The following is a 25,513-nucleotide window of genomic DNA, read 5'->3' on the forward strand; positions in this document are numbered from 1 at the left end:
TCGCGGCATTGTCGCTTCCGGCCCTTTCTGATATCCATTCCCGGTTGCAACCAAACCGACAACCCAAGAGAATTTCCATGAAAATAGCCCTCACAACCTCATCGTTTGCCACCTACAGCAAAGAGCCCTTGAACCTGCTGAGTGAAGCAGGCATCGAATATATCATGAACCCCCATGGCCGAAAGCTTGCCCCCACAGAAACCGTGGAGGTTCTCCAAGGTTGCCAAGGAGTGGTCGCTGGAACCGAGGAACTCTCCGCCGCCGTGCTCGCACAGCTTCCGGAGCTCAAGGTCCTGTCCCGTTGCGGTGTCGGCATGGACAGCGTGGATATCCCGTATTGCGAAGCCAACGGCATCACCGTGCTCAACACTCCCTTCGGACCGACACAGGCCGTGGCAGAGTTGACTTTGGGACTGATTCTGGACCTGATGCGTAACGTGACCCAGATGGATCGCGAGCTTCGCTCCGGAACCTGGAAGAAACGCATGGGCTGGCAGCTCAGCGGCAAGAAAGTGGGAGTCATCGGCTTTGGGCGCATCGGACAGGCCGTGGCCGACGTGCTGCGCCCAATGGGCTGCGAAATCGCTTATGCCGACCCCTACCCTTCCTGCAAGGATACGCTGTGCCTGCCCTTGAACGAGCTTATGGCCTGGGCCGATATCGTCACCCTGCATTGCTCCAAACCCTCCGAAGCCTGTGCACTCGTCGGTCGCGAACAGATACAGGCCATGCGCCCTGGTTCCTGGATCGTGAACTGCGGCCGCGGTGGGCTGGTTGATGAATCCGCCCTGTACGAGGCCCTGGCCTCCGGGCACCTCTCCGGTGCTGCCGTAGACTGCTTCAATGACGAGCCATACACAGGCCCACTCAGCGAGCTTGAAAACGTAGTTCTGACCCCACACATTGGCTCCTACGCCCGTGAAGGTCGCATCCAGATGGAAATCGACGCCGTGCAGAACCTGATCGGCGCGCTCAAATAGGGGGGAATCATGTCCGGCATCGACGTTATTGTTTTCGATTGCGACGGAGTGCTGCTGGATTCGGTCACCATCAAGACCGAAACCTTCTGCAAACTGTTTGAGGAGCTCGGTCCCGAAGCCGTGGACTATGTACGCAGCTATCACCTTGAGCACGGTGGGGTCAGCCGCTACGCCAAGTTCGAGCACTATTTCAAGAAATTTCACGGCCGCTCCATCACCGAGGATGAATCCAGGGCTTTGGACCAGAAGTTTAACCAACTGGCTCTGGAACAATTGCTGACGACTCCCATTCTGCCCGGCGTGAAAGAATTTCTGAGTGCACACCAGGACACATGGCCGCTCTATGTAGCGTCGGGCGCGCCCGACTACGAGCTGAAAATCATCCTGAACAAGATGAAGCTGGATCAACACTTCAAAGGGATCTTCGGTTCACCCACTCCCAAGGCGCAATTGCTGGCGGATATCGTGGCCTCCGAACAGGCCGACCCCCAGCGTGTTCTGATGATCGGTGATTCAGGCACGGACCTGGATGCGGCACAATCCGTTGGGACACGTTTCCTCGGTGTCGGCGAATTTCCCTCGCCTATCACCTGGATGCCTGACCTGACCGGACTTTACGCACACGTCCAAAGCCTGTAGGCAGTCGCCGCATGAACATCGCATTCGTCAACGCCACTCGTCGCTTCGGCGGGGTCAAGGCCTGGACTCTGGATCTGTGCCGTGCTCTGGATGGCATGGGACACAAGACATGGATTTTTGCCCGCCCAGGACCATTTCTGGACAAGGCCCAAGCCATGGGTCTGGATGCCCGCGAGGGCTGGTTCGGATTCGACTACCGCCCGCTGTCCGTGTGGCGATTCATGCAATTCATCAAGACCAACCATGTGGACGCCCTTGTGGCCAATGTTGGCAAGGACCTGCGTATTGCAGGTATTGCCGCGCGCCTATGTGGCGTCCCGGTGGTTCACCGGGTGGGTCTGCCCCGTGATATGCGTGACACCCTGAAGGTCCGCAATACCCACCGCTTCACCAAGGCCACCCTGCTCTCGCCCTGCCAGTTCATCAAGCGCGAGATGCTTCAGGAAGTTTCTTTTCTGTCAGCAGACGACATCCACGTCATTCCCACGGGGAAAGTTCCTGCCGCCCAGGCTCCGGCTGCAGTACGCACGCCGCGCAGCATCGCCGTGACCAGCCAGCTGAACCCGGACAAAGGCCATGCGGACCTAATCCTGGCTCTGGCCGAGCTCAAACGGCGTGGGCGCCAATTCCACCTGCATGTCGCTGGCACGGGCCGAAGCGAAGCGGAGTTGAAGCAACTGGCCGAGCAGCAAGGACTGTCCAACGCCATCACTTGGCATGGATTCGTGACCGACGTAAACGCCATCCTTGATCAGGCTGACATCTTCTGTCTGCCGTCCCTGTCCGAAGGACTGCCCAACACTCTGTTGGAGTCCATGGCCCGGGGGCTGGCCCCGGTGGCTCGGAATGTGGGAGGCATTGGTGAAGCCTGGCCTGCAGACCTCGCCCCTCTTGATAGAACACTTGTTCCGCTGGACAACGGCATGGCGGGACTGGGCACAGCCCTGGACAAACTGCTTGCTCTGGGTGACGAAGAACTGAACACCCTGCGCACAGACGTCTGGAAGTGGTTCGCAACACACCATTCCCTCAATGTTCGCGCAGCCCAATTTGCAGACTACATCAGCAAGCTGCCGGAACAACGATGACCAGCCAAGACATGACGATCGATCTCGACCCCAAGGGAGTCCGACGCATCCTGGTCTGTCAGCTCAGACAGATCGGAGACGTCCTGCTCTCCACTCCAAGTATCCGGCTGCTGAGGAAACGCTTTCCCAACGCGCAGATCCACCTGCTTACGGAAAAAAAGACCCTGTCCATGGTGGAGAATAACCCTGATGTGACTCGTGTCTGGGCCATCGACAAGAAGGCACACAAGAACATCGCCGCACAACTGGCCTTTTACTGGCAAGTGGCCAGCCAGCGGTATGATCTGGTGGTGGACTTCCAGCAGTTACCGCGTATCCGCTGGGTGGTGGCACTTTCGCGTCTGTTCCCGCCTGAATCCGGTCCGCAGGTCCGATTGACCTATGATCCCCCCTGGTACAACCGCTGGCTTTACACCCACTGGAGCAGCCCGGTGCACGGCTATGCTGCCATGACCAAGGCCAGCGTCCTGCGTCCTCTGGGCATCAGCTGGAACAAGGAGCCGCCCAGGTTGTTCCTGACCGCTACGGAGCAGGCTCGGGCCAAAGCAATTCTCATCGACCACGGCATCGGCCCGGACGATGTATTAATCACCGTAGACCCATCGCATCGCCGCGCCACACGACAATGGCCCGAGGGCCATTACGGAGAGCTGATCCGCTTGGCTTCACAAGCGGACTCGCGCCTGAAATTTCTTGTCTTCTATGGGCCCGGCGAAGAGCACGTGGCCCGTGCCGTACAGGATGCCGCCGGAGTACCAGCCTGCATCGTCACCAAATCCATGCTGTCGCTGCGCGATATGGCCGGGTGCATCAAACATGCAACGTTGCACTTGGGCAACTGCTCAGCGCCCAGACATATGGCCGTGGGAGTCGGCACACCAACCCTCACGGTCCTTGGCTCCACCAGCAATGCATGGACCTTTCCAGGCAGTGACCACAAGGCACTGGCCAAAGGTCTGGACTGCCAGCCCTGCAATGAAAATTCCTGTCCAAGCGGCTCCATCCGTTGCATGACCGATTTCATGCCCGATGAAGTCCTGCCCGAGCTCCTGGAGTGTGCGGGGCTGACCAAGGAGAACCAAAGCTGATGCGTATCATATATATGACTTCTTCATCCTCGCTCTCTGGCGGCACCCGCCAGGCCATGTATTCGGCCCGGGGCCTGATGGATCGAGGCCACAATGTCACTTTTCTGGTTCCGCACAACGCGGAGATCACCGGCCTGGATGACCGCATCGACTGGCGCAGGCTGCCTGAAGCACCTGCCGATTGGCGTGCAGAAGCCGAACGCGCCCTGCCCGAAAAAGGCGAACCTTGCATTGTCCACGCCTTCCACAACAAAGCCAACAAGAAACTGGCATGGTGGGGGCTGAACTGGCGCAAACGTGGTTGCGTGTGCCTGGGGTACAGAGGAGTCATCTACCGGCCGTCCAACCCGCTGCCGTACTGGTCTCCCGGAATCGATTGCTTTGTGGCCAACTCTCAGGCTTGTGCCAAGGTGCTCAGGCAGACAGGGCTATCCAGCAAACGACTGGAAGTCATTTACAATGGCATTCCCGACTCCAGAATCACCCCTTTGAAGGATCGCCACACCATGCGTTCCGAACTGGGGCTAAAAAAGGGAATCCCTGTGCTCGGGACCGTAGCCGGGGACAAGTCCGTCAAAGGTGTCGAATTCCTTTTGCGAGGATTTGCCGAAGCCATGCACAGCGGCGTGAAAGCCCAGTTGCTGCTTGTGGGTGCACGAGCCGAACGCTGGGCACCGCTGGCCGAGGAATTGGGCATTGCGGACAAAGCGCTGTTCCGGGGCCGGGTCGAGAATGTCGCTGACCACCTGCAAGTCATGGACGCCTTCTTCCTGCCGTCCCTCAAGGAAAGCCTGCCCAACGTCGTCCTGGAGGCCTTTTTCTTCGGCCTGCCCATCGTGGCCTCCAATGTGGGCGGGCTGCCCGAGTTGGTCCACGACAATGGCCTGCTCATTCCTCCCAAGGACTCAGGAGCCATCGCAGCGGCCATGACCAAGGTCTGCCATGATCCGGACCTGAGAAAAGTATGGGGACGTGCCAGCCAGAGCAAATCCGTCGAATTCACCATGACCGCCAAAGTGCAGCGCACCGCTGATGTCTACAACATGCTGCTTGAGCGCCGCGGCATCAGCACCGAGATCTAGGAGCAACCATGGCCCATGTCCTGACCAGCGAGGGAACCTCCGGCATCATCGAGCTGAGAGGCTCAGGCGTGTCCGAGACCTACGCTCCGGACAATGATCTTAATCAGGCTCTGGAGCTACTCTTTGCCCTCTATGAAATCAAGAATACCCAAGGCTCACGCCTGCAGGACAACTACCATCTCGAGGGCTTCAACTGGTTATCGACCCAGGTGGGCAACCTCTACTGGCGCTGGCTGTTCAGGCTGGTGCAATACGGCCCTCTGCTCCAACGTTTCGAGTCCGGCGAATTTTCCCCTCACTTTCGCAACAAGCTCAATCTGGGGCGCATCTGGGAAGTCCTCAATCCCGAGCGAAAAGGACTATTCAAACGTCTCAAGGCCTCGTGGATCTATGACCGCACTCTGGGACACCACAACCAGCAAATCGCCCAGAATCTGTCCGGGAAAATGCTATTCTACCGCTATGGTCCAACGGATTTCCGCACCCGCGAGATGCTCAGCCATTTTGAAGATCGTGACGCGAAATTCAGCTTTGTCTACTCGCCCTCGAAACGGCTATTGCAAGACAGAAACAAGCAACCACACCCCGTCTATTTCCTGCACCGCAAGCGCCCTGTGGAGCGTCTGTTTCACAATGAATATGATCTTTCCCAATTCAGCCCCTGGATGCAAAGCGCCCTGACCAGAGTCATCGCCCGCGCCGAAGAGCAGATGTCCTTCGCGGTCTGGGAATACCGGCGACATGTGCAGGACCTGTCCCCCAACCCGCCCAAGCTGCTGTTCGGCCTGGAAGATCATCAGGAAATCTTCCCGCTGCTCTATGCCTGTCGCACGCTTGGTGTGCCCAGCATCGGCTATCAGTTCAGCATGTACGCCCGCAGGCAGGCCGCCTATACCTTCGAAGGCTGGAAACCCGGCGAATATGACGGATTTGACAACGTCATCACCTGGGGACCGTATTGGGAAAAAGTGATTCGTAAATGGAGCCAAGTCTATCCGCAAGGCTACTACCTGCCCGGAGCCAACAAGCATAGCTACGGATACAAGCGCCTGAAATCAGATAAATTCAATCCCCGCAATATTCTGGTGCCCTATGAATTCTGGGGCAACACCCGACGCATCGGGCAATACATGGTCAAACTCATGGACCGGGGTTACACCGTCTACTTCAAATTCAAGCCCGACGAACGTCCCCAGCGCCAGTTGGATTGCTACGAACTGCCCGAGGACTACCGCAGCCGGGTGATCGAGGTCTTCGACATCACGGATGAACTCATGGCCGAGATCAATATCGTTGCAGGTGGTATGACCACCCTGCTCTACGACCTGCTCCCCTACGGCAAACACACTTGGGTTCTGGATACGGAGTTCACCCTGCTGGATGATCTGGTGGAGGATGGCTGGGCTGAGAAAATCAGTTATGAGGCTCTGGACACCATGCCGACGCCCAAAAAGGCCGATATCCAGAAGGACTGGAATGAAATGTTCAGCCGCACTCCACTGGCGGAGGTACTGGATGAACATGTGCTGAACAAACTCTAGGTCTTCGCCCGTAACAAGATTCAATCGAAACCTTTTTTAAGCGTTGCAGGCAGGCTTCATAGCGGTTTACAATTCACGACAACCGTTTTGAACCTTTAAGCGCTCAAAGAAGGAGACGCTGTCATTCTACCAAAAAGGCCAACCTCCGGGCTTCTTGCTGTCGCGGCACTCACCTGTCTCCTTCTGATCAATACTGCTTGGGCCGGCTCTATGCCGCCACAAGCCAGCCACTTTCTGTCCGGCATCCTGGGTATTACCATCCTGATCGGTTCCTTCGTTTCACTTCTGGCTAGCATCCCCTTTATCAACCGTCGGGTTCCACCCTCTCTGACAAGCACGATACAAATAGCCCTGCCTGCATTTTCCCTGCTTCTATTCATCCCCTATGAAGCCACTATCAGCCCGAACGATAATATCCGTATCGATCTATTGGCCCTGTATCCGGCTCTTGGTGTTTGCGCCTTGTGTCTTGTCATAGCGCTGTACAAACGACTCAGACACAATCCCTGACAGCCGGGATAGCTCCAGAAGCCATCTCGAAGGCAAGAACACACCACAACTGAAAAGATTAGCCATCACCAGGAAATGGCGAGGCCTCTACTTGGTACGGAACAGATGATTACTGAAGGCTGTTCTTCCCACTCCCCCCGCAAGCCTGACAAGGAGCAGGATCATCCTCGTAAGGCAATGGCGAATGAATACTGCCCTTGCCACCGCAATAGGAACAGGCTTGTTCCGCTCTCTGCTTTTCACCCCCATTGCAAGGGCATTCTTCACTGTAATGCCTCAGCCCACACTTCGGACAGGTATGCATATCGTCACTCCGACTGCGCCCGGCGCATTGCCGTGGCGAGTGGGCAATGCACCGGGCACCTTATAAGAAGTTGACCCTAGTTATTTTTTAGCAAATTTCTAAAAAAAGTCAAACCACAGTAAAGAACAAAAGGTTCATTCCCTTATCCAAATCAAGAATAATCAATGAAATGAACAACTCGAGAATAGAAAGAAAGGGAAGGCTAGAAGGCAGGAGTATTACGATGAGGTGGACAGGCCCAAGATATCCCACAGACGCAGGGCTGCCGCAGAAAGACCGAATTTGGAAACGACTGTTTCCCTGGCACGGGCAGACATTTCAAGACGCAGATCCTGATCACTTGCCAGACGATCCACATATTCCAAAAAGTCATCAGGAGTGGCAGCCAGAAAACCATCCACACCGTGGGTCACGATTTCACGGTTGAACCCCACGTCCGAGGCCACCGGCACGACACCGCAGGCCATGTATTGAAGCAGCTTGAAACCGCATTTCCCACGGGTATATTCGTCATCGGTCAAGGGCATCAGGCCGATGTCCATCGCCTGTAACTGGGCCACTTCACGCTCGGAATCCCATCGTTCACTGCTGCCGCTCAGGGCTTTTGGGATGCTGTAGTCCGCATCCGAGATCACAGAGAGTAAAAACTTGTGCCCTACGGGCTCCAGGGCCTGAAAGACTTCAGGCAGGAAGAACAGATTGCACGATGTGCCCATCCAACCGACCACCGGCCTTCCGGAATGCTCAGCCACTCCCGGCACGTATTTCTGCGTATCCAGGGGCGTGGAAATTTGATCCACCCGTTGCGAAACCTCGCGCACCTTGGCAGCGAGAAAAGCGTTACCCGCGATCACCCCATCCACCCCGGCACAAACACGGAGCAAGCGTGCGAGTTCTCCAGCATCGGACTCGCCACCACAGGCCCCTTGATTGGGATGACTGGCCCACAGTGCATCATCAAAGTCAAAAAACAATTTTCCGGCCTTGCTTCGCAACAGGGCCAGCTCAACTCTGGAAACCAGTTTTTTCTGAAGAACAATAATCTCCGTCTTAGGGAGTCGAGCAAAAAAAGCGGCTCTGGCCAGTGCCGTTTTGGGGTAGCGCATCCAGTCAGCATCCACTCCAGCTTCACGGGCCAGCTGCACAAACGGCAGCACGCGAAAGCGCACACTGGGCAGGGTTTCACCGGATTGGGTCAGAAATAACAGACGAGGCACGAGAATAATCCCGGCTATAGGAAATCGGAGTCAACGGCAGCTCGGCCATTGGCGGTCATCATCTTGAAGAAACGAATCCCCCGCTCGTCCACGGGCACAACGGGGAAATTATTCTGACAGGAATCACAGCGAGCCATGGTGGGCTGGGTCGGTGCCATCATGGGCACATCCCGCTCACAAAACGGGCAGGTATAGAAACAAATAATCTCCATCCCTGCGGGTTTGACCGGTGTGATCGGTTTTTTCTTATCGGCCATTAATCCTCCACCAGGGTTTGCCCCGTCATGGCTACGGGTGCATCAATACCCCACAGACTCAACACCGTGGGTGCGATATCACCCAGAATTCCACCGGAGCGCAAGCTCACCTCAGTACGATTCTTGTCCACCAGCACAAAGGGAACCTTATTGGTACTGTGGGCAGTATGCGGTCCGCCATCGTCACTTATCATCTGTTCCGCATTTCCATGATCGGCAGTGATCATCACCCGGAAGCCAGAGGCCAGGGCCAGATTCACCACCTGTCCCACGCATTCGTCCACGTTCTTGGCAGCCTCGAGAACTGCGGGAATGATGCCGGTATGACCAACCATGTCCAGATTGGCAAAATTGCAGGCAATAAATGAATAATGCCCAGAGCCCAAGGCGGCCAGCAGCTTCTGCGTGACTTCCTTGACGCTCATCTCGGGTTTTTCATCGTAGGTCGCCACGTCACGGGGAGACTGGATAAGAACACGTTCCTCGTTCTCGAAAGGCTCCTCGCGTCCACAATTCATGAAGTAGGTCACATGGGCATACTTCTCCGTTTCCGCAATCCGCAATTGCTTGGCACCCAGACCGGAAACGACTTCTCCCAGAGTTTCGGAAATGGTCTGCGGCGGAAAGGCAACGGGCAACGGGAATGAGGCTTCGTAACGGGTCATGGTGCCCAGATGCAGCTTCGGGCATGCCTCACGTTCAAATTCGGCAAACTCTTCGTCAAACAGACTGCGTACGATTTGCCGCGCCCGGTCGGCGCGAAAATTGAAAAAGAAGGCCGCGTCTCCATCACGCAAAAGCCCCACGGGCACCTCGCCATCCATCAGGACACGAGGCTTGACGAATTCGTCGTTCTCCCCGGCCCCATAGGCGGCTTCAATGGCGGAGACCGCATCGGTCACCATCACGCCCTTGCCCAGAGTCAGGGCATCGTAGGCGTCCTTGTTGCGCTCCCAGCGCTTGTCACGATCCATGGCCCAATAGCGCCCCGTTACCGTGGCAATACGCCCAAAACCCAACTCATCCAGCCTGGCTTGAAGTTGGCGCACAAACCCGGCGCCGGAGGTCGGCGCCGTATCCCGGCCATCGAGAAAGACATGGATGAACGTTTCCACCCCAGCAGCCTTGGCGGCTTCCAGCAGAGCAAACAAATGCAGGATATGACTATGAACACCACCGTCGGAGACCAGCCCCATCAGGTGCAGTCGCCCGCCGCCAGCCTTGGCCGTGTCCATCAACTCCTTCAAAACGACGTTTGACGCCAGCTCATTGTTCTCAATGGCAAGATCGATACGCGTCATGTCCTGATAGACGACTCGCCCGGCCCCGATATTCATGTGCCCCACCTCGGAGTTGCCCATGAAACCATCAGGCAACCCCACAGCGCGCCCTGAACAAGTCAGTTCCGTGCGGGGAAAATCCGCGCAAAGTCGATCCAGGTTCGGGGTGGAAGCCATGGTCACGGCGTTCCCTTCCGACTCGGGAGCAATCCCCCAGCCATCAAGAATCAGCAGAAGCGTTGGCGTCAAGGCGGTCATGGTATCCTTCGGGGTAGATGATTCGGTTGGGCCAAGCCCAATCTAGTCGTCGAAATCGTCTTCGTCGTCTTCATCCTCGGGCAAATCCAGCTCCAGCTCCGGAGCCTCGGACCACAGCCCTTCAAGGTTGTAGAAGCCACGGGACTCCCCTTGGAAGATATGTACGAGTACGTCGTTCAGGTCCACAAGCAGCCATGTGCCGGTCTTGTAGCCTTCCATCCCGCTGAAGGGGATCTTGTTTTCGTCGCACATATCAAGAACGAAGTCTGCCAGAGCCTGACCATGACGAAGGTTGTTGGCGGTAGCCAAAACCACACCCTCGGTGATGGAGCAGATGCCCTCGACGTTCAGGGCCTTGATGTCTTTGCCTTGCTTCTCGTGCAGCCAACGGGCCACGATCCGCATCTTGTCCTCGGTATTGGGACCGAGATTCTGCAATTTCTGTTTGTTGTCCAAAATAATCCCTCTCTATTCATCCGCCGCCGGATACTTGGCGACGATCAATTCATCTTTAGTACGTTTGGGCACGTGATGGGTGTCGTCATCCTCGCGCCAATATTTGAAATCTTCCCCAGGCTCCAGATCCTCGACCACCACGGTCTCGGCAGGTCGTCCAAGAGCCAGGACAAGCATAATCTCCAATTCTTCCGGCAGGTTCAGAGCCTTGCCAATGACGTCCTTCTTCAGAGCGCCCAGCATGCAGCCACCAAACCCCTTTTCCACGGCTCCCAGCATGATGGTCTGAGCCACAATACCCAGATCAACCTTGCTCCAGGGGCCGGGTTCGCCCTCATGGCAGATGACCACATAACCAGTGGGTCTCTGCCCTTCTTCCGGCCCTGGCCAATCCTTCAGATATCCTGCCCAGGCCAGCCCCGCGAACACCTCGGCACATTTCCCGGGCTCAGTCACAAGGACATGTCTGAGCGGCTGCTTGTTCATGGCCGAGGCCGTATACCGGGCCGTCTCAAGCAGATCTTCCAGAGTTTCCATGCCAATTGGCACGGACGGGTCGAATCGACGGAAAGTTCGGTTGTTGAAAGCGAGTTCAGTAAAATTCATGAATCCGGCCTCCCCGCCCCACACCGGGCGCGTACTTCCTTAGAGTATTTTATCAGGGCCTGCAATCAACCCGTACGACAACTATTTTGCAGCCAGCCACGTCAGGGTTCCGCGAGGCTCCACCAGAGCTACCGGATAACGCCCTTGAGCGGCCTCAAGATCGCGCTCGATCTTGCTGAGCAAAGCGCGCTTCTTCGCCCCTGATATCATAATTACCACATTACGCGCCATGTTGATCAGCGGCAACGTCATGGAGATACGTCTGAGCTTGGGATACCCCACGGGGTCGATGGCCATCACCAGTTGACGTCTGGCAAGCATGGAGTCACCACCGGGGAACAACGACGCCGTATGGCCATCTTCCCCCATCCCAAGAAACATCAGGTCAAAGGGGCATTCTCCATCTTCATCAAGCTTGTTGAACTTGAAGGTGTTGAACACCTCGACCTCGTAACCTCCGGCGTCCAATCCCGGAGTAAAGCCAGCGGCCTTGATGCGATGCACCTGCAAAGGTGGAATATCGATCTTTGATAACAAAGCTTCGTTGGCCATACGATAATTGCTGTGCTCATGATCAGGCTTCACGCAGCGTTCGTCGGAAAAAAAGATATGCCCCTTATCCCAGGGGATGTCTCCGGCATCGGCCAGCATTTCGTAAGTCTGACGGGGGGTGCTCCCTCCAGACAGGGCCAGAGTGAATGCGCCGCGTTCAGCTACAGCAGCCACAGCAATTTCACGCGCCATATCTGCCGCGTGAGCACTCATGGATTCCATGTCATCAAATTCAATAATATTCATCCGTGTGTAGCTCCTGTTCCTGGTTGGCATACGGCCATCGGCGATGCAGGTTGAATGTACCTTCGCCACAGCGAAAAGCAAGGCCGGAATTGAGCCGGTATCCCCCACAATTCCAGGTAGCAAGAACAACCCTCTGCCACGCCTGGACTTGACGCGTGCCCCCCCTGCGTGCAAGGTATCCGGCTAGCAGCAAAAAAGTCGGATACGACGATTTCCCCGGGGCTGCTGCCCCACTTGCCAACAACACGCCCAAAGGTACACAGGAGAGTGGCATGATTTACGATGTCGAGCACGAGACCCTCCCGCGCGAGGACCTGGAAAAACTCCAGCTGACCCGACTGAAATCGCTTGTCGAGCGGGTTTACCACAACGTCCCCTTCTACAAGAAGAAACTCAACGAAATGGGCATACTCCCCAGCGACGTCAAGAGTCTCGACGACTTAAAGAATCTGCCCTTTACCGAAAAGCAGGACCTGCGCGACAATTATCCCTTTGGCATGTTTGCCGTACCCAAGGAAAACGTGGTCCGCATCCACGCTTCATCCGGCACCACCGGCAAAGCCACAGTGGTGGGATACACCAAGCGAGATATCAAGAACTGGGCCGGACTCATGGCCCGCTCCTTCATGTCTGCCGGTGCCTCCAGCCTGGACACCGTTCATAACGCCTATGGCTACGGCCTGTTCACTGGCGGCCTGGGCGTGCACTACGGCGCCGAGGAACTGGGCGCAACCATCGTTCCCATCTCCGGCGGCGGCACCCGCCGTCAGGTACTGCTGCTTCGCGATTTTGCCCCATCAGTCATCTGCTGCACCCCCTCGTACATGCTGGTGCTCATTGAAGCCGCCGAAGCCGCCGGCATCGATTTCAAATCCCTGCCCCTGCGCGTCGGAATCTTCGGTGCCGAGCCCTGGTCCGAGGAGATGAAACGCGACATCGAAAAACGGGCTGGCATCACCACCATCGACATCTACGGCCTGTCCGAGATCATGGGACCGGGAGTGGGCATCGGCTGCCACGAAGCCCAGGACGGGTTGCACATATTCGAGGATCATTTCCTGCCCGAGATCATCGATCCCGAGACTGGTGAAGTACTGCCTCCGGGTGAAAAGGGTGAGCTGGTCATCACCACCCTGACCAAGGAAGCCCAACCTCTGATCCGTTACCGTACCCGCGACATCACGCGCCTGAACTACGTGCCCTGCAAATGCGGCCGCACCCATGTCCGCATGGAACGAGTCACCGGACGTAGCGACGACATGCTCATCATCCGCGGCGTCAACGTCTTCCCCTCGCAGATCGAATCCATCCTGCTGGAAACCGAAGGAACTGCCCCTCATTACCAGCTGATCATCGAACGCCATGGCAACATGGACACCATGGAAGTCCGCGTGGAAGTGGACGAACGTTTCTTCTCGGACGAGATCAAGGCCATGCAGGCCGTAGAAAAGAAGATCCAGAGAAACATCAAGGAATTCCTGGGTGTGACCACCAAGGTAACCCTGGTGGAACCCATGGGCATCGAGCGTAGCGTGGGCAAAGCGCAGCGAATCATCGACAAGCGTGAGATCAAATAATAGGTTATCCCAACGGGTTGCGCCACGGGCGCGACTCAGGTATCTAATAAGAGAATCCGCGAGAGACAGTTTCATACAGAGAGGAGATCAACGATATGAAGGTCGATCAAATTTCCATCTTTCTGGAGAACCGTGCCGGTCGCTTGGGTGAAGTCACCCGTGTACTGGCCGAATCCGGCGTCAACATCAGAGCCCTGTCCCTGGCCGACACTTCGGACTTCGGCATTCTGCGCCTGATCGTTTCCGACTTTGACAAGGCCAAGGCCGTGCTCAAGGAAAACGGCTTTACCGTAGGCCGCACCACCGTTGTGGCTGTTGAGGTCCCGGACACTCCCGGTGGCCTGCATTCCATCCTTGGGATGCTCTCCGAAAACAGTGTTAACGTGGAATACATGTACGCCTTCGTGCAGCAGAGCGGCAAGAATGCCATCATGATCTTCCGCTTTGACCGCACAGACCAGGCCATCAAGCTTCTGAGTGAAGCCGACTTCACCATCGTTCCCGGGGCCGAACTCTACAAGATGTAGACGTCACCAGACGATACAAGGTACTACTCAAGGCCGAATCCTCAGGATTCGGCCTTTTTTATTGCTCAAACTCCGTCACCCGAAGACCACGAGGGACATATGGACGCCTTGTTCAGCATCGAGAATCTGATTGCCTTCCTGACTCTTTCCAGCCTGGAAATCGTACTGGGTATCGACAACATCGTCTTCATCGTGGTCATCACCAACAGGCTGCCAGAAACTGTACGCGCCAAGGCTCGAAACATGGGACTTGTGGTGGCAATGGTCAGCCGCATCGTACTGCTTTTCGCCATCAGCTGGATCATGCGCCTCTCCGACCCGCTTTTTGCCATATTCAAACACGAATTCTCGGGGCGTGATCTAGTCTTACTGGTGGGTGGGCTGTTCCTGTTGGGCAAGGCAACATTCGAGATTCATGACAAGCTGGAAAGCGACGGGCATATCAAAGGTGAAGGCCGAACCGTGACCGGCATCGGCTCAGCCATTGTCCAGATCCTGTTGCTGGACACCATCTTTTCCATTGATTCCGTCATTACGGCAGTGGGCATGGCCGAGCACATCGGGGTCATGGTGGCAGCCATCGTCACAGCCGTGGGCGTGATGCTACTCTTTGCCGGGCCTGTGGGGCGTTTCGTATCGGCCCACCCCACCATCCAGATGCTGGCATTCTCTTTCCTGCTCCTGGTGGGGATATTCCTGGTAGCCGAGGGGCTGGGCAAGCATATTGACCGAGGCTACATCTACTTCGCGATGGGCTTTTCGCTGTTCGTGGAGGCACTCAATCTGACAGTCAAAAAACGACGGGCGGCAAAGTCCAATTGATTTTAATTAGATAAACATTTAAAAGACACCTGTTTTTCTCAACTTAAAGCTATGCAGGGTCACAATGAGAAATATTCAATTTTTTTCTTGTACTATTTCTATTTATCCAAACTTGTTAAAGCCTCCAATTTCATCCAAAGAAGTACCCCCTATTGAACTAATTGAAAAAGAAATACTAGATAAAAGAGATTTTAGAATAACCCACCGTAATAAATCTATCAAAGTTTTATTTAGAGATCTCGAGATAGATGACAAAACGTTACAAGGTGGAAAAATTGCAGTCCATAAGTCTAAATTCATAACAGATGACGACGGTAAACATCTTGAAGAAGTACAAATTGATGATTATCCAAATATATTATTTCTATGGTCACAAAAAAGACAAATAATATATATACAAACTAATATTAAATATAAAATTGGAATAGATATCGGAGCTTTTTCAAAAATATTAGAAAATATTTTTACAAAATTACTTAGGGGATATTATTCTGTTAATGTAAAGATAATGCCTCTTAAAGGCCGATTCTGGGAAATAATTAAAGAGTCAGAAAAAATATATAACATTGAATTTAATTTGATATCACCAAATATTGCAGGAAGAACAGACAAAGAAGTTCGCGCATACCTCACCGAACAAAAAGAAAGATATAACGTCACAAACATCTCAGAAACTTTAGAAAACAAAGATGGCAATCTAAAGATCAACGAAGAAGATGAAATACTAAATGCAAAAGTACGGACAACTGAACAAACAGGTGGTATCTGGAAGATAAAAAACAATCACGGAACTCAAAAAAGCTCTGATCGATACACAAAGACAAGCGTTGAAGGCGCAAGTAATTTTTTTGCTCAAAGCATACTTGATAAAATAATTTTTGAAGAAGAAAATGAGCTGTAAACAAATAAAAAAAATATTCTCATTCGTATTTTCGAGGGACATTATTCCCTTTTTTATATTTGCAACTCTTATAACATACGTTACACCTAAAAATGAAATCGCATCAATAATCAATATTTCATTAACATTTTCAGGAGCATTCCTTGGTATAACAACAACTTCTCTTGCAATAATAATTGGCGTAATAACACAAAAAGATTTTATAAAAGAAGTTGTAACAAATGGTGGAGAAAATGTAATTTACAGTGATTTTCTAAGCTCACTGAAAAATGACTTTCTAATAATGTTCACATCATTTTTAGCTATATTTATTGTAAAAATATGGATCAATGCTGACATTCCACACCTTCGAAACCCAATACCAAGCATAGATAAATTGAACATACTGTTCTTTACAGTTTCATTCTTCACGCTACTATCTTTATCTGCAATGAAAGATGTTATAATGTCATCTCTTTCAATTGTAGAGGCCCACGCCTTCCCAATGATTAGAAGAATCAAAGAAGAAATGAAAAAAGAAAAGTCCCCCCCTAAAGAAACAATCAAGAAACAATAAGCCAACCCTTACTAGTGCCGACACGACAGGGCCTCAATATGCGCCGCCATCTGCCGAGTTCCTTCATGCGTTTTGGCAAACACAAACCCTGAGCAAAGCTGGCGGCCATCCAAATGCCAATCCAGCTTGACGACCACGGGACGAATCACCCACTTTCCTGCGTGCCATGTTCCCGTGCGTACATTCACGATTGAGGCAAACGGAATCTCCATTGGCGTCGCCAGCAGTTTGCGCTTGAAGCAGAAGGCATCCTCTGTGAACCACCACTCACCCGAGCCACGCACAAAATAGCCATCGGCGCGGTACCGCCGGTACCATTTGAAGTCCATCTCCGTGCCCAGATAACTTCCCTTGCCACTCAACATGGCACCCTCCTCAGTGGTTCACTCTCCCCAGTTCTCTGGTGTGTCAGGGCTTACTTCCTGCCGCCAAACAACCGGGACTGAAGATCGGCGATGGTCTTGACGTCAACAGGATGCAGGATGGGCTTATAGCCCAGTTGCTTGGCCTGTCGCAGTCGAATATCCTGGCTGGTCACGGGGCGTACCTGTCCATTCAAATCCACCTCGCCCCAGACCACGGCCTTTTCCGGCAGCGGACGATCATAGAACGACGACAGCACCGCAGCGATGATTCCGGCATCCAATCCCGGATCGCCCAACTTCATCCCGCCGCCAATCTTAGTGTAGATATCCACCGCAGACAGATTGAGACGCAGCTTCTTTTCCACCACGGCCAGCAGCAGATGCAAGCGGTTGGCATCGAAGCCCAAAGCCGTACGGCGGGGAATGGCCAATACGGATTGACTGACCAGGGCCTGAACCTCCACGGCATAAGCCCGATGCCCGGACACAGCCATGCACAGAGCCGTCCCCGACAACTCGGGATTACGATCTCCCAAAAAGAACGTGGAGGGATCTGTGACCACTTCCATGCCGTCACCTGTCATCTGAAACAGCAGCAGTTCATGCGCCGGACCAAAACGGTTCTTCATGACCCGTAGAACGCGGAACAGATGCTTGCGGTCACCTTCCAGAGACAGAACCGTATCCACCATGTGTTCCAAAAGTTTAGGTCCGGCAATCTGCCCGTCCTTGGTCACGTGCCCCACCAGAACCAAGGTCGTCCCCCGGCGTTTGGCGGACTCCACCAATGCCGTGGACACGGCGCGGACCTGCGAAACACTCCCCGGCAAACCATCCACCTCATCCGAGGCCATGGTCTGCACGGAGTCCACGATCATCAGATCAGGCGTGTCGGTTTCCAAAGCGGAAAGGGCATCCTCGGCGCGGGTTGTCGCCATGGCCAGCAAATCCGGGGACAGCAGGCCCAGGCGTTCGGCTCTCCCCTTGATCTGTGGCAGCGATTCCTCAGCCGAAACATAAACAGCCCGTCGCCCCGTGCGCGCCAATTCGCCAACCATCTGTAAAAGCAATGTGGACTTTCCGATGCCCGGTTCGCCAGCCAGCAGGATCACAGCCCCCGGAACCAAGCCCTTGCCCAAGATCTCATCCAGAGCCTCCAACCCGCAAGAATACGTCATAGTCCGCTCGAAGGTCACGTCCTGCAAGGGCTCCGGGCGATTGGTTGCAGTGGCGGAGGCAGGGATTCCGGGCTTGGCCTTGCGAGTGCCGGAAATTTTGGGTTTGGCCTGCTCAGACAGAGTATTCCATTCGCCGCAGCGTGGGCACTGGCCCTGCCATTGGTGCGTGGAGCTTCCACAAGCCGAACAGACATGCATAATCTTGGATTTCACGAGTACTCCCCTCAATAACTGACAAAAAAAGACCGCTCCGATTGTCTCAGGCGGTCTTGTAAAGATCAATATCTGAATCGATTAACCGAAATTCTTTTGCGAATGCCTCAAAAACAGCTGGTTATTGGGAACACACAGGCGGCAAAGCCGACTCATATTTTTCACAACTGCGAGGCCAACCAAGGCAGGTGCTTACATGGCGTAAGTGAGGACTTGATTTGACTGTGATGCCGCCGCAAACGTGCTTTTTCAACAGCCTTACAGGCCGGTGACGTCCTGAGCAGCCACAACACTGACGTTGAACTCAGCCACCGTGTCCGCAGGATCAAAAAACACGATCATAAACGGCACCTGCTGCCCGTTTTGCAGATTCACATTGTTGGCCCCAATGCCAGCCTCGTCACTCAAGGCGGCTTCGATTTCATCGCGGGACAAAACCTGCAACTGGAACAAAGACAGTGTGTTGCCGCACTTCAGCCGGACGGAATCGAGCACCGCGTCCGAGGCATCATAGAGATTGGCTTCGACCTCGATGAGTTCCTTGGGCTTGTCGAACTGGTTAACGGCCTTGCCCTCAACCACAAAAACCCGACCGGTCTTATCGTTATCCACGTAGTATTGGCGAATGCCTTCAAGATAGATATTCTTGACTTGCTCGGCCATGAGCATGGGATCTTCGGCCTGGGTCTCCTGCTCTTCAGGGGCCATTCCAATAACGCCTGGAGCGAAAAAATAGAGCCCCCCGCCGGCCAGTAACAACAATAACAACACGCCAGCGGCAATCATCCCGATGAGTTTGCCTTTGCCCCCGAGATCCTTCTTTGATTTCTTGGGAGCTACATCCAGGTCGAACCCAAGACCTCCAGCGCCATCATCATCGCTGTCTTCAGGTTCTTCGTCGTCTGATTCGTCATCAGAAAAAGCGTCATCCAACGCGCTGCCCAGATCTTCGTCCGACACATCTTCGTCGGCATCAAAAGGGGCAGTCGTGAAATCCTCTTCAGGCTCACCAGCACCCTCGGGAGCGACGTCGAAAACATTATCGCAGACAGAGCATTTGACCTTGCGCCCCTCGGACGGGATCAACTCGTCAGGCAGATTGAACGTACTATGGCAGTTGGAACATTCGACGATCATAGACGTCTCGCGTTGTCCTTCCGGCCCGACGGCCGGTCATGAGTCGGATTAATCGACAATTTCAAAAATGCCGCTCAGCTCGCGGTAACGTTCCGCGAAGTCCATACCATAGCCGACGATGAACCCTTTCTGGAGCGGAAAACCGGGAAAGTCAACATGCAGTTCAACTTTCCGACGCTCGGATTTGTCCACAAGAGCTGCCAGCCGCAGACTCTTGGGCTTGCGCTCATCAAAGGTACGGAGCAGGAAATCCATGGATTTGCCGCTGTCCACGATATCTTCGACGATCAGCACATTCTTGCCCTGGATGCTGGTCTCCAGGTCCTTGGAAAAGACCAACTCACCACTATCCGTGCCCTGGCCGTAGCTTGCCAGCCGGACAAACTCCAGCTCCAGGGGCAAATCGATATGGCGCACCAAATCGGCAAAGAACAGGAATGCACCCTTGAGTACACAGACAACGATCAGAGGTTCGCCCTGATACTGCTCGGTGATTTCCTTACCGAGCTGCTGAACGCGCTCTGCGATTTCGTCAGCTGAAATTACTTCCACCATTTTATCGGACATGGTTTGGCAACCCTTTATCTTTTTTAATTATTACAGGATATCCATATGACATCAAGGCCGATGGATAATCTTACAGTTCCAGTATCATCGCGACTTCATCACATTCAGGAAACTTAGGGCAATTCAGGCAATCGGCCCAAACCTTCTGGGGCAACACTTCCTTGCCAACTTCCTTGAAACCGAGTTTGGCAAAAAAGCCAGGAACATACGTCAAGGTAAAGACCCGGTAGACCCGAAACATCACGGCCTCGGACAGGCTGGTCTCCACCAATCGTTTTCCCCACCCCTGCCCATGAAGCCCAGGAGCAACGGCCAGAGATCGAATTTCAGCGATATCTTCCCAACAAATGGCAAAGGCGCAACAACCGTGGACCTTCTCATCATCCCGCGAGGCCAACACGACAAAGTCGCGCAGCTTCCCATACAAATCGTTCAAAGACCGAGGCAGCAATTCCTGCCTGTCGGCGCATTTCATCAACAGGGCATGAATACCCCGCACGTCCTGCATCCGGGCCTTGCGGATATACAATTCCATCTATTTCTCCGCCAGTAGCGAGTTGATCACGCGTTCCAATTCCGAAGCCGGAGCCATCCCCTCATGGTCGAGCACTAATCCGCCCTTGGTGTTATAAATCAACAAGCGGGGAATCGACTCCACCTTGAAGAGTCGCTGTACCCCTTCGTCGACCCTGCGCACCGGATAGGTGAACCCGGCCTTGGTCACGAACTTGGCGTATTCACTGATGTCATTATCGACGTTCAGTCCTAAAATGAGCAACTCATTCTCGGCAAAGGTCTCGCGCAACTCCTTAAGTTCCGGAACTTCGGCCCGGCACGGCGCACACCATGAGGCCCAAAACGTCAGGACAACGACTTTGCCGTGGGCCTGCTTCATGACGCGCATCACATCGATGGTCCGCAAAGTCCCCATGGTCCCAATGGATTGCAGAGGGTCGGTTGAAGCCGATGCCACTCCCATATTCAGGGCAAGAATCAGGGCCAAAGCCAGGATCAATCTTTTTGCATGCACAGTCGATTCGCCTCCACCCGGAAGGGAGTTATTGCAACAGGCTCTTTGCCAGCTTGACGCAGCTCACGGCGTCTTCGGAATAGCCATCCGCACCGATGGAATCGGCGTAGGCTTCGGTCACGACGGCTCCGCCGACCATAACCTTCACATTCAGCCCCTTCTCGCGCACAAGCTTCACGGTATCTTCCATGTGAATCATGGTCGTCGTCATCAGGGCGGAAAGACCGATGATGGCGGCTCCCTCGCGCTCGGCTGCTTCCACAATCTTGTTGGCGGTAACATCCTTGCCCATATCAATGACCTCGAAGCCGTTGTTCCTGAGCATCAGAATCACGATATTCTTGCCGATGTCATGGATATCGCCTTCCACCGTGGCCATAATAATCTTGGTTCGTTCAGTTGCACCGCTTGCAGCCTCGAGAAGTGGCTTCAGGCGCTCAAAGGCTACCTGCATGGTCTCTGCGGACAGCAGCAGTTGCGGCAGGAAATACTCTTTTCGCTCGTACTTCTCACCCACCTCGGTAATGGCCGGGATTAGTTTCTCGTTCACCAGTACGAAAGGATCAGCGCCCTGGTCCAATTCAGCATCAAGCATGGCAACGATGCTGTCCTTGGCGCCCTTGATCACGGCTTGCCCCAGATCAGTCACGGGCTTCTTATCGCCCCCATTGCCAGAACCGCCAGTAGCAGAACCACCCTCACCAGGCTTCCAATCCGCGTATCCAGCCACAAAGCCTTCGGCCTGTGGGTCGCGATTCAAAAGGACCTCCGAGGAAGCAATGGACTCCATCAGCCGGTTGGAGCTTGGGTTGGCGATAAACGAGGACAGGCCGGACGCCATACCCATCACCAGGAACGAACTGTTGAGCAACTCACGCGCCGGCAGGCCGAAAGAAATATTGGACAAGCCGCAGGTGGTCGCCAGTCCCCATTCATCACGGCAATGACGAATGACTTCCAGACAGGCCTTGGCTGCCTCCGGCTTGGAGGAAACCGTCAACACCAACGCATCCACAAGGATCAAACGTCGGGGAATGCCCAGATCGTCGGCCTCGCGCAACAGCCCCTCGATTACAGCCAATCGCTCGGCAGCGGTCACGGGCAGCTTGCGGCCTTCCAGCGGAAGCATGATGAACGGAGCGCCGTAGTGCTTGCACAGCGGCCCCAAAGCCTGCATGCGGCCCGGCTCACCACTGATGGAGTTCACCAAAGCAGAACCAGGATAGGCATCCAGAGCTGCTCGAATGGCATCCGGGTTGGTGGAATCCAGGCACAAAGGCACCTTGACACGCGAAGTCAACTGCTTGGTCAACTCCGGCAGCAGAATCTGCTCTTCCACCATGGGCGCGCCCACGTTGACGTCAAGGATATGGGCACCGGCTGATTCCTGGGCCTGAGCCAAACGAATGGCCTCACCGAACTGCCCGGCCTGAAGCTCTTCGGTCAGCAGCTTCTTGCCGGTGGGATTAATACGCTCGCCAATGATCTTGCTGCGCCTGAAGGGAGAGACGGGCATGGACATGGAGCGCGAAGTCACCACCAAGCATTCGGCCTCAGGCGACTTGGGCAGGCTCCAGGGCTTGCCGTTTATGGCGGCTTTGGCGCAACGGATATGATCCGGCGTGGTACCGCAGCAACCACCAATAAACTTCACACCCAGTTCGACGATGGGCAGGATCTGCTCGGCAAAATTCTCGGGATTCAAACGGAAAACGGTGTTGCCATCGCCGTCCAGCTCCGGCAATCCCGCGTTGGGCTGCACGACCAGCGGTGTGGAAAGCCGTGGCAACATGGCCTTGACCGTCTCCAGCATCTGTTCGGGGCCAGCACCGCAGTTGGTGCCCAACAGATCAACCCCGAGATTCTGCATGGTATCGATAAAGGTCAGGGGGTTGGTTCCCGTCAGGCAGGAGCCCTGCTCGAAGGTCATGGACACGCCCACAGGCAGATCGCACACCTCGCGTGTGGCGATCACGGCAGCCCTGGCCTCTGCCAGATCGAACTGTGTCTCCACAAAAATCAAATCCGCGCCGCCCTCGGCCAGCCCCTTGATCTGGGCCTTGAAAAAACTCACAAGCTCACGGAAACTCATCTCGCCCATGGGCTGGACGAAGTGCCCGGTGGGGCCGACACTGCCCACGACAAAGGCCGTATCTCCCGCAGCACGACGAGCCGCAGCAGCCATCTCGCGATTCAAACCGACAACATCGGCATCGGCCCACAGCTTGAGGCCCGTCCCACCGAAGGTGTTGGTGGTGACAACACTAGCCCCGGCCTGAATGTATTCGCGGTGGATATCCTCCACGACTCCGGGCTTGGCCAAGCCGAATTCCTCGGGGGATTGACCGGAGCGAAGCCCCCTGGCCTGAAGCATGGTTCCCATGCCGCCATCAAAGAGTCTGACTCGACCATCTTGCAGCAAACGCTGGAAATCCGGCACGGTATATTCTCCATTCTGAGTTATCATTCAAGCACAGGGAGCGCCATGGAGCCTTGTCCTGCTTGGGCTTTCCCCCCGTTCCCGGGACCGTGTTCATTACTTAAAAACATTGAAAAGGACAAACAAAAACTATAGACTGCGAGCTTACCCAAACACGAATCAATAGGGATATTTCCCTCCTGAATCCTTTCGTGGCGCCTTCCGACGCGCCGCGTTCAAACAAATATTCGACTCTCTTTATGAATACACAATCTTCCGCAAACTCAAAGCCTGACAAGTCTCCACAGGAGAATCCAGAGACCCCGGAAGTCCTCCCGCCGGAAGACGATCTGCTGCTGGAAGCCATCGCTGAAGAAGGCATCGACGATCTGCCCGAGCCCGAGGATCTCTTCGTCCTCGCTCCTCGCACCGGATCGGATGTAGTCCCCAAGGATCCGTTGCAGATGTATCTGCGCGAGATCGGAAAATTCAGCATGCTGAAACCTGAAGAGGAATTCGAACTGGCCCGCCGCGTGCGCGACGAAGGCGACTCCGACGCAGCTTTCCGGCTGGTGTCATCGCACCTGAGGCTCGTGGTCAAGATTGCCATGGACTTCCAACGCCGCTGGATGCAGAACGTGCTCGACCTGATCCAGGAAGGCAATGTGGGTCTGATGCGCGCAGTGCAGAAATTCGACCCGGACAAGGGCATCAAGTTTTCCTATTATGCCGCGTTCTGGATCAAGGCTTATATCCTCAAGTTCATTATGGATAACTGGCGGCTGGTCAAAATCGGAACCACTCAGGCCCAGCGCAAGTTATTCTATAACTTGAACAAAGAACGCCAACGCCTGCAAAATCTGGGGTTCGACCCCAACAGTGCGACCCTGGCCGAAAACCTTGGCGTCTCCGAGGACGTGGTCATCGAGATGGATCAACGCCTTTCCAGGCAGGATATGTCTCTGAATCTGCCACTGGGCGAGGAGGGAGGCGCAACCCGCATGGACTTCCTGCCCGCCCTGCAACCCGGAGTGGAAGACACTCTGGCGCAGGATGAAATTGCCGAGACCCTGCACGGACATTTGAAGTCCATCGCTCCCCATTTAAACGAAAAAGAACTGGATATTCTGGAACTGAGGCTTTTATCCGATTCTCCCGTGACTCTGCGCGAAATCGGTGAAAAGTATGGTGTGACCCGCGAGCGAGTCCGTCAGATCGAAGCCCGGCTTCTGCAGAAGCTCAAGAAGCACCTCACGGATCAAATTCAAGACTTTTCACAAGACTGGATCAATCGCAATGAATAAGACTCTGCTGCGCATGAAACAGGAGGCCAAGAGCCTTGTCGCAGAGCAGGAAATGCCCGGTTTCTACCAGGCTTGTGCTCCTGAACTGGACTTCTCCCGAACCTCTTTTTTCGACCACCCGCTCATCCATCGCCTGCGTGAGGATGTGATCCCCTTCCTGTACGACGATTACGGGCATGGCATCGATCATTCCAAGAAGGTTGCCATTGAAGGCGGAGCCATTGTCCTTGTAGAGATGAAGGGCGGCAACATGACCAGAGCCAGGCACCTGGCACTGCTCGCGCAGATGGCTGGTCTGCTGCACGATATCTGCCGTCTTGAGGAGGACCATGCTGCCCGAGGGGCAGAATTATCCGAGACCATTCTGCTGGATTATCCCCTTGAAAAGGAAGACAAAGAGCGCATCGCTTTTGCCATTGCCGATCACGAAGCATTCAGCAATCGCAAACAAACAGAAGACCCCGAAGCCCTCCTGTTGTCGAAAGCGCTCTACGATGCAGACAAATTTCGTTGGGGGCCGGATAACTTCGCGACAACCCTTTGGGAAATGTGTGATTACAATGATATCCCCGTGCAGGAGATCCTTGACCGATTCCCTTCCGGGGTAAAGAAAATCGAGGAAGTCGCTTCCACATTCCGGACTTCGGTAGGCCAAACCTTCGGCCCGCAATTTATTGAGCTGGGACTGTCCCTTGGGCGGGACATCCACGAACGCCTCATTCAGGTCATTCAAGAAGACCAAGACTAACGCCACAGTCTGCAACACAATCGCCCAACCCGCCCCACAGCATTCGGGGCGTAGCACAGGAGCCG

Annotated in this window: 27 protein-coding genes; 14 read left to right on the forward strand and 13 right to left on the reverse strand. The window is 54.6% G+C overall.

The genetic code is table 11. The features are described 5' to 3' along the window. Window positions 1–77 precede the first annotated feature (77 nt). The 7 genes from EL361_RS05610 (at window position 78) to EL361_RS05640 (ending at window position 6,928) form a co-directional block, all read left to right on the forward strand. Entirely contained in the window at window positions 78–980 is a 903-nt protein-coding gene (locus EL361_RS05610) for a phosphoglycerate dehydrogenase (RefSeq protein ID WP_126377449.1), read from the forward strand. Window positions 981–989: 9 nt separating this feature from the next. After that, complete coding sequence (locus EL361_RS05615; RefSeq protein ID WP_126377451.1) at window positions 990–1,619, forward strand: HAD family hydrolase; 630 nt, start codon at window positions 990–992, stop codon at window positions 1,617–1,619. Window positions 1,620–1,630: 11 nt separating this feature from the next. Then, window positions 1,631–2,707, forward strand: a complete 1,077-nt coding sequence (locus tag EL361_RS05620; protein WP_126377453.1) for a glycosyltransferase — start codon at window positions 1,631–1,633, stop codon at window positions 2,705–2,707. Beyond that, window positions 2,704–3,795, forward strand: a complete 1,092-nt coding sequence (locus tag EL361_RS05625) for a glycosyltransferase family 9 protein (protein ID WP_232034886.1) — start codon at window positions 2,704–2,706, stop codon at window positions 3,793–3,795. Before EL361_RS05620 ends, EL361_RS05625 begins: the two co-directional genes overlap by 4 nt. Then, window positions 3,795–4,877 carry a glycosyltransferase family 4 protein gene (locus tag EL361_RS05630; protein ID WP_126377455.1) on the forward strand — a complete coding sequence of 361 codons (1,083 nt, stop codon included), beginning with the start codon at window positions 3,795–3,797 and terminating at the stop codon, window positions 4,875–4,877. Before EL361_RS05625 ends, EL361_RS05630 begins: the two co-directional genes overlap by 1 nt. Window positions 4,878–4,885: 8 nt before the next feature. Further along, window positions 4,886–6,418, forward strand: coding sequence for a hypothetical protein (locus tag EL361_RS05635; RefSeq protein WP_126377457.1), 1,533 nt, complete (start codon window positions 4,886–4,888; stop codon window positions 6,416–6,418). A 210-nt stretch (window positions 6,419–6,628) separates the two neighbouring features. After that, window positions 6,629–6,928, forward strand: a complete 300-nt coding sequence (locus EL361_RS05640; protein WP_126377459.1) for a hypothetical protein — start codon at window positions 6,629–6,631, stop codon at window positions 6,926–6,928. Between the two features lie 522 nt (window positions 6,929–7,450). Here the strand turns inward: EL361_RS05640 and EL361_RS05645 are convergent. The 6 genes from EL361_RS05645 to pgl all read right to left on the reverse strand — a co-directional run bounded on the left by EL361_RS05645 (window position 7,451) and on the right by pgl (window position 12,104). Beyond that, window positions 7,451–8,449: a glycosyltransferase family 4 protein gene (locus tag EL361_RS05645; RefSeq protein ID WP_126377461.1), complete on the reverse strand. Its 999-nt coding sequence runs from the start codon at window positions 8,447–8,449 to the stop codon at window positions 7,451–7,453. 14 nt (window positions 8,450–8,463) lie between these two features. Continuing rightward, a complete protein-coding gene (locus EL361_RS05650; RefSeq protein ID WP_126377462.1) occupies window positions 8,464–8,706 on the reverse strand; it encodes a hypothetical protein in 243 nt (80 codons plus the stop codon). Beyond that, window positions 8,706–10,244 carry a 2,3-bisphosphoglycerate-independent phosphoglycerate mutase gene (gene gpmI / locus EL361_RS05655; protein ID WP_126377464.1) on the reverse strand — a complete coding sequence of 513 codons (1,539 nt, stop codon included), beginning with the start codon at window positions 10,242–10,244 and terminating at the stop codon, window positions 8,706–8,708. Before gpmI ends, EL361_RS05650 begins: the two co-directional genes overlap by 1 nt. Window positions 10,245–10,286: 42 nt before the next feature. After that, complete coding sequence (gene rsfS / locus EL361_RS05660; protein ID WP_338031063.1) at window positions 10,287–10,700, reverse strand: ribosome silencing factor; 414 nt, start codon at window positions 10,698–10,700, stop codon at window positions 10,287–10,289. Between the two features lie 12 nt (window positions 10,701–10,712). Continuing rightward, the gene (locus tag EL361_RS05665) at window positions 10,713–11,306 is read right to left on the reverse strand and encodes a nitroreductase family protein (protein ID WP_126377466.1); all 594 of its coding nucleotides are present in this window, start codon (window positions 11,304–11,306) and stop codon (window positions 10,713–10,715) included. Window positions 11,307–11,387: 81 nt separating this feature from the next. Next, window positions 11,388–12,104, reverse strand: a complete 717-nt coding sequence (gene pgl / locus EL361_RS05670) for a 6-phosphogluconolactonase (RefSeq protein ID WP_172961646.1) — start codon at window positions 12,102–12,104, stop codon at window positions 11,388–11,390. Window positions 12,105–12,376: 272 nt separating this feature from the next. Between pgl and EL361_RS05675 the strand changes: the two genes are divergently transcribed. From EL361_RS05675 to EL361_RS05695, 5 genes are all read left to right on the forward strand, one after another. Then, on the forward strand, window positions 12,377–13,681 hold the full coding sequence (locus EL361_RS05675) for a phenylacetate--CoA ligase family protein (protein ID WP_126377470.1): 1,305 nt from the start codon (window positions 12,377–12,379) through the stop codon (window positions 13,679–13,681). A 95-nt stretch (window positions 13,682–13,776) separates the two neighbouring features. After that, the gene (locus tag EL361_RS05680; protein WP_126377472.1) at window positions 13,777–14,208 is read left to right on the forward strand and encodes an ACT domain-containing protein; all 432 of its coding nucleotides are present in this window, start codon (window positions 13,777–13,779) and stop codon (window positions 14,206–14,208) included. A gap of 99 nt (window positions 14,209–14,307) precedes the next feature. Then, window positions 14,308–15,030, forward strand: coding sequence for a TerC family protein (locus EL361_RS05685; RefSeq protein WP_126377474.1), 723 nt, complete (start codon window positions 14,308–14,310; stop codon window positions 15,028–15,030). Between the two features lie 64 nt (window positions 15,031–15,094). Beyond that, on the forward strand, window positions 15,095–15,931 hold the full coding sequence (locus EL361_RS05690; protein ID WP_126377476.1) for a hypothetical protein: 837 nt from the start codon (window positions 15,095–15,097) through the stop codon (window positions 15,929–15,931). Continuing rightward, window positions 15,921–16,487, forward strand: a complete 567-nt coding sequence (locus EL361_RS05695; RefSeq protein WP_126377478.1) for a hypothetical protein — start codon at window positions 15,921–15,923, stop codon at window positions 16,485–16,487. Before EL361_RS05690 ends, EL361_RS05695 begins: the two co-directional genes overlap by 11 nt. Window positions 16,488–16,498: 11 nt before the next feature. Here the strand turns inward: EL361_RS05695 and EL361_RS05700 are convergent, their stop codons facing one another. The 7 genes from EL361_RS05700 to EL361_RS05730 form a co-directional block, all read right to left on the reverse strand. Continuing rightward, window positions 16,499–16,852 carry a PH-like domain-containing protein gene (locus EL361_RS05700; RefSeq protein ID WP_126377480.1) on the reverse strand — a complete coding sequence of 118 codons (354 nt, stop codon included), beginning with the start codon at window positions 16,850–16,852 and terminating at the stop codon, window positions 16,499–16,501. Window positions 16,853–16,902: 50 nt separating this feature from the next. Next, on the reverse strand, window positions 16,903–18,243 hold the full coding sequence (gene radA, locus EL361_RS05705) for a DNA repair protein RadA (RefSeq protein ID WP_232034887.1): 1,341 nt from the start codon (window positions 18,241–18,243) through the stop codon (window positions 16,903–16,905). A gap of 258 nt (window positions 18,244–18,501) precedes the next feature. Beyond that, window positions 18,502–19,380: a DUF3426 domain-containing protein gene (locus EL361_RS05710; RefSeq protein WP_126377482.1), complete on the reverse strand. Its 879-nt coding sequence runs from the start codon at window positions 19,378–19,380 to the stop codon at window positions 18,502–18,504. A 48-nt stretch (window positions 19,381–19,428) separates the two neighbouring features. Beyond that, window positions 19,429–19,947: a hypoxanthine phosphoribosyltransferase gene (gene hpt / locus EL361_RS05715; protein WP_126377483.1), complete on the reverse strand. Its 519-nt coding sequence runs from the start codon at window positions 19,945–19,947 to the stop codon at window positions 19,429–19,431. A 70-nt stretch (window positions 19,948–20,017) separates the two neighbouring features. Further along, entirely contained in the window at window positions 20,018–20,482 is a 465-nt protein-coding gene (locus EL361_RS05720; protein WP_126377485.1) for an N-acetyltransferase, read from the reverse strand. Next, window positions 20,483–20,977: a TlpA family protein disulfide reductase gene (locus EL361_RS05725; protein WP_126377487.1), complete on the reverse strand. Its 495-nt coding sequence runs from the start codon at window positions 20,975–20,977 to the stop codon at window positions 20,483–20,485. Between the two features lie 28 nt (window positions 20,978–21,005). Then, window positions 21,006–23,417, reverse strand: a complete 2,412-nt coding sequence (locus EL361_RS05730) for a homocysteine S-methyltransferase family protein (protein ID WP_126377489.1) — start codon at window positions 23,415–23,417, stop codon at window positions 21,006–21,008. A 239-nt stretch (window positions 23,418–23,656) separates the two neighbouring features. On the opposite strand from EL361_RS05730, the gene EL361_RS05735 reads away from it, so the two are divergent. Then, window positions 23,657–24,700: a sigma-70 family RNA polymerase sigma factor gene (locus EL361_RS05735; protein WP_126377491.1), complete on the forward strand. Its 1,044-nt coding sequence runs from the start codon at window positions 23,657–23,659 to the stop codon at window positions 24,698–24,700. After that, window positions 24,693–25,448 carry an HD domain-containing protein gene (locus EL361_RS05740; protein WP_126377493.1) on the forward strand — a complete coding sequence of 252 codons (756 nt, stop codon included), beginning with the start codon at window positions 24,693–24,695 and terminating at the stop codon, window positions 25,446–25,448. The genes EL361_RS05735 and EL361_RS05740 overlap by 8 nt, the downstream gene beginning before the upstream one ends. The last annotated feature ends 65 nt before the right edge of the window (window positions 25,449–25,513 follow it).

It is taken from the genome of Desulfovibrio ferrophilus, assembly GCF_003966735.1.
Classification (GTDB): Bacteria; Desulfobacterota; Desulfovibrionia; order Desulfovibrionales; family Desulfovibrionaceae; genus Desulfovibrio_Q; species Desulfovibrio_Q ferrophilus.

Bases quoted from the DNA above. Each gene is read 5' to 3' on its own strand.
- EL361_RS05610 (WP_126377449.1), top strand. From the start codon at position 78: ATGAAAATAGCCCTCACAACCTCATCGTTTGCCACCTACAGCAAAGAG.
- EL361_RS05615 (WP_126377451.1), top strand. From the start codon at position 990: ATGTCCGGCATCGACGTTATTGTTTTCGATTGCGACGGAGTGCTGCTG.
- EL361_RS05620 (WP_126377453.1), top strand. From the start codon at position 1,631: ATGAACATCGCATTCGTCAACGCCACTCGTCGCTTCGGCGGGGTCAAG.
- EL361_RS05625 (WP_232034886.1), top strand. From the start codon at position 2,704: ATGACCAGCCAAGACATGACGATCGATCTCGACCCCAAGGGAGTCCGA.
- EL361_RS05630 (WP_126377455.1), top strand. From the start codon at position 3,795: ATGCGTATCATATATATGACTTCTTCATCCTCGCTCTCTGGCGGCACC.
- EL361_RS05635 (WP_126377457.1), top strand. From the start codon at position 4,886: ATGGCCCATGTCCTGACCAGCGAGGGAACCTCCGGCATCATCGAGCTG.
- EL361_RS05640 (WP_126377459.1), top strand. From the start codon at position 6,629: ATGCCGCCACAAGCCAGCCACTTTCTGTCCGGCATCCTGGGTATTACC.
- EL361_RS05650 (WP_126377462.1), bottom strand. From the start codon at position 8,706: ATGGCCGATAAGAAAAAACCGATCACACCGGTCAAACCCGCAGGGATG.
- gpmI (WP_126377464.1), bottom strand. From the start codon at position 10,244: ATGACCGCCTTGACGCCAACGCTTCTGCTGATTCTTGATGGCTGGGGG.
- EL361_RS05665 (WP_126377466.1), bottom strand. From the start codon at position 11,306: ATGAATTTTACTGAACTCGCTTTCAACAACCGAACTTTCCGTCGATTC.
- pgl (WP_172961646.1), bottom strand. From the start codon at position 12,104: ATGAATATTATTGAATTTGATGACATGGAATCCATGAGTGCTCACGCG.
- EL361_RS05675 (WP_126377470.1), top strand. From the start codon at position 12,377: ATGATTTACGATGTCGAGCACGAGACCCTCCCGCGCGAGGACCTGGAA.
- EL361_RS05680 (WP_126377472.1), top strand. From the start codon at position 13,777: ATGAAGGTCGATCAAATTTCCATCTTTCTGGAGAACCGTGCCGGTCGC.
- EL361_RS05685 (WP_126377474.1), top strand. From the start codon at position 14,308: ATGGACGCCTTGTTCAGCATCGAGAATCTGATTGCCTTCCTGACTCTT.
- EL361_RS05690 (WP_126377476.1), top strand. From the start codon at position 15,095: ATGAGAAATATTCAATTTTTTTCTTGTACTATTTCTATTTATCCAAAC.
- EL361_RS05695 (WP_126377478.1), top strand. From the start codon at position 15,921: ATGAGCTGTAAACAAATAAAAAAAATATTCTCATTCGTATTTTCGAGG.
- EL361_RS05700 (WP_126377480.1), bottom strand. From the start codon at position 16,852: ATGTTGAGTGGCAAGGGAAGTTATCTGGGCACGGAGATGGACTTCAAA.
- EL361_RS05710 (WP_126377482.1), bottom strand. From the start codon at position 19,380: ATGATCGTCGAATGTTCCAACTGCCATAGTACGTTCAATCTGCCTGAC.
- hpt (WP_126377483.1), bottom strand. From the start codon at position 19,947: ATGTCCGATAAAATGGTGGAAGTAATTTCAGCTGACGAAATCGCAGAG.
- EL361_RS05720 (WP_126377485.1), bottom strand. From the start codon at position 20,482: ATGGAATTGTATATCCGCAAGGCCCGGATGCAGGACGTGCGGGGTATT.
- EL361_RS05735 (WP_126377491.1), top strand. From the start codon at position 23,657: ATGAATACACAATCTTCCGCAAACTCAAAGCCTGACAAGTCTCCACAG.
- EL361_RS05740 (WP_126377493.1), top strand. From the start codon at position 24,693: ATGAATAAGACTCTGCTGCGCATGAAACAGGAGGCCAAGAGCCTTGTC.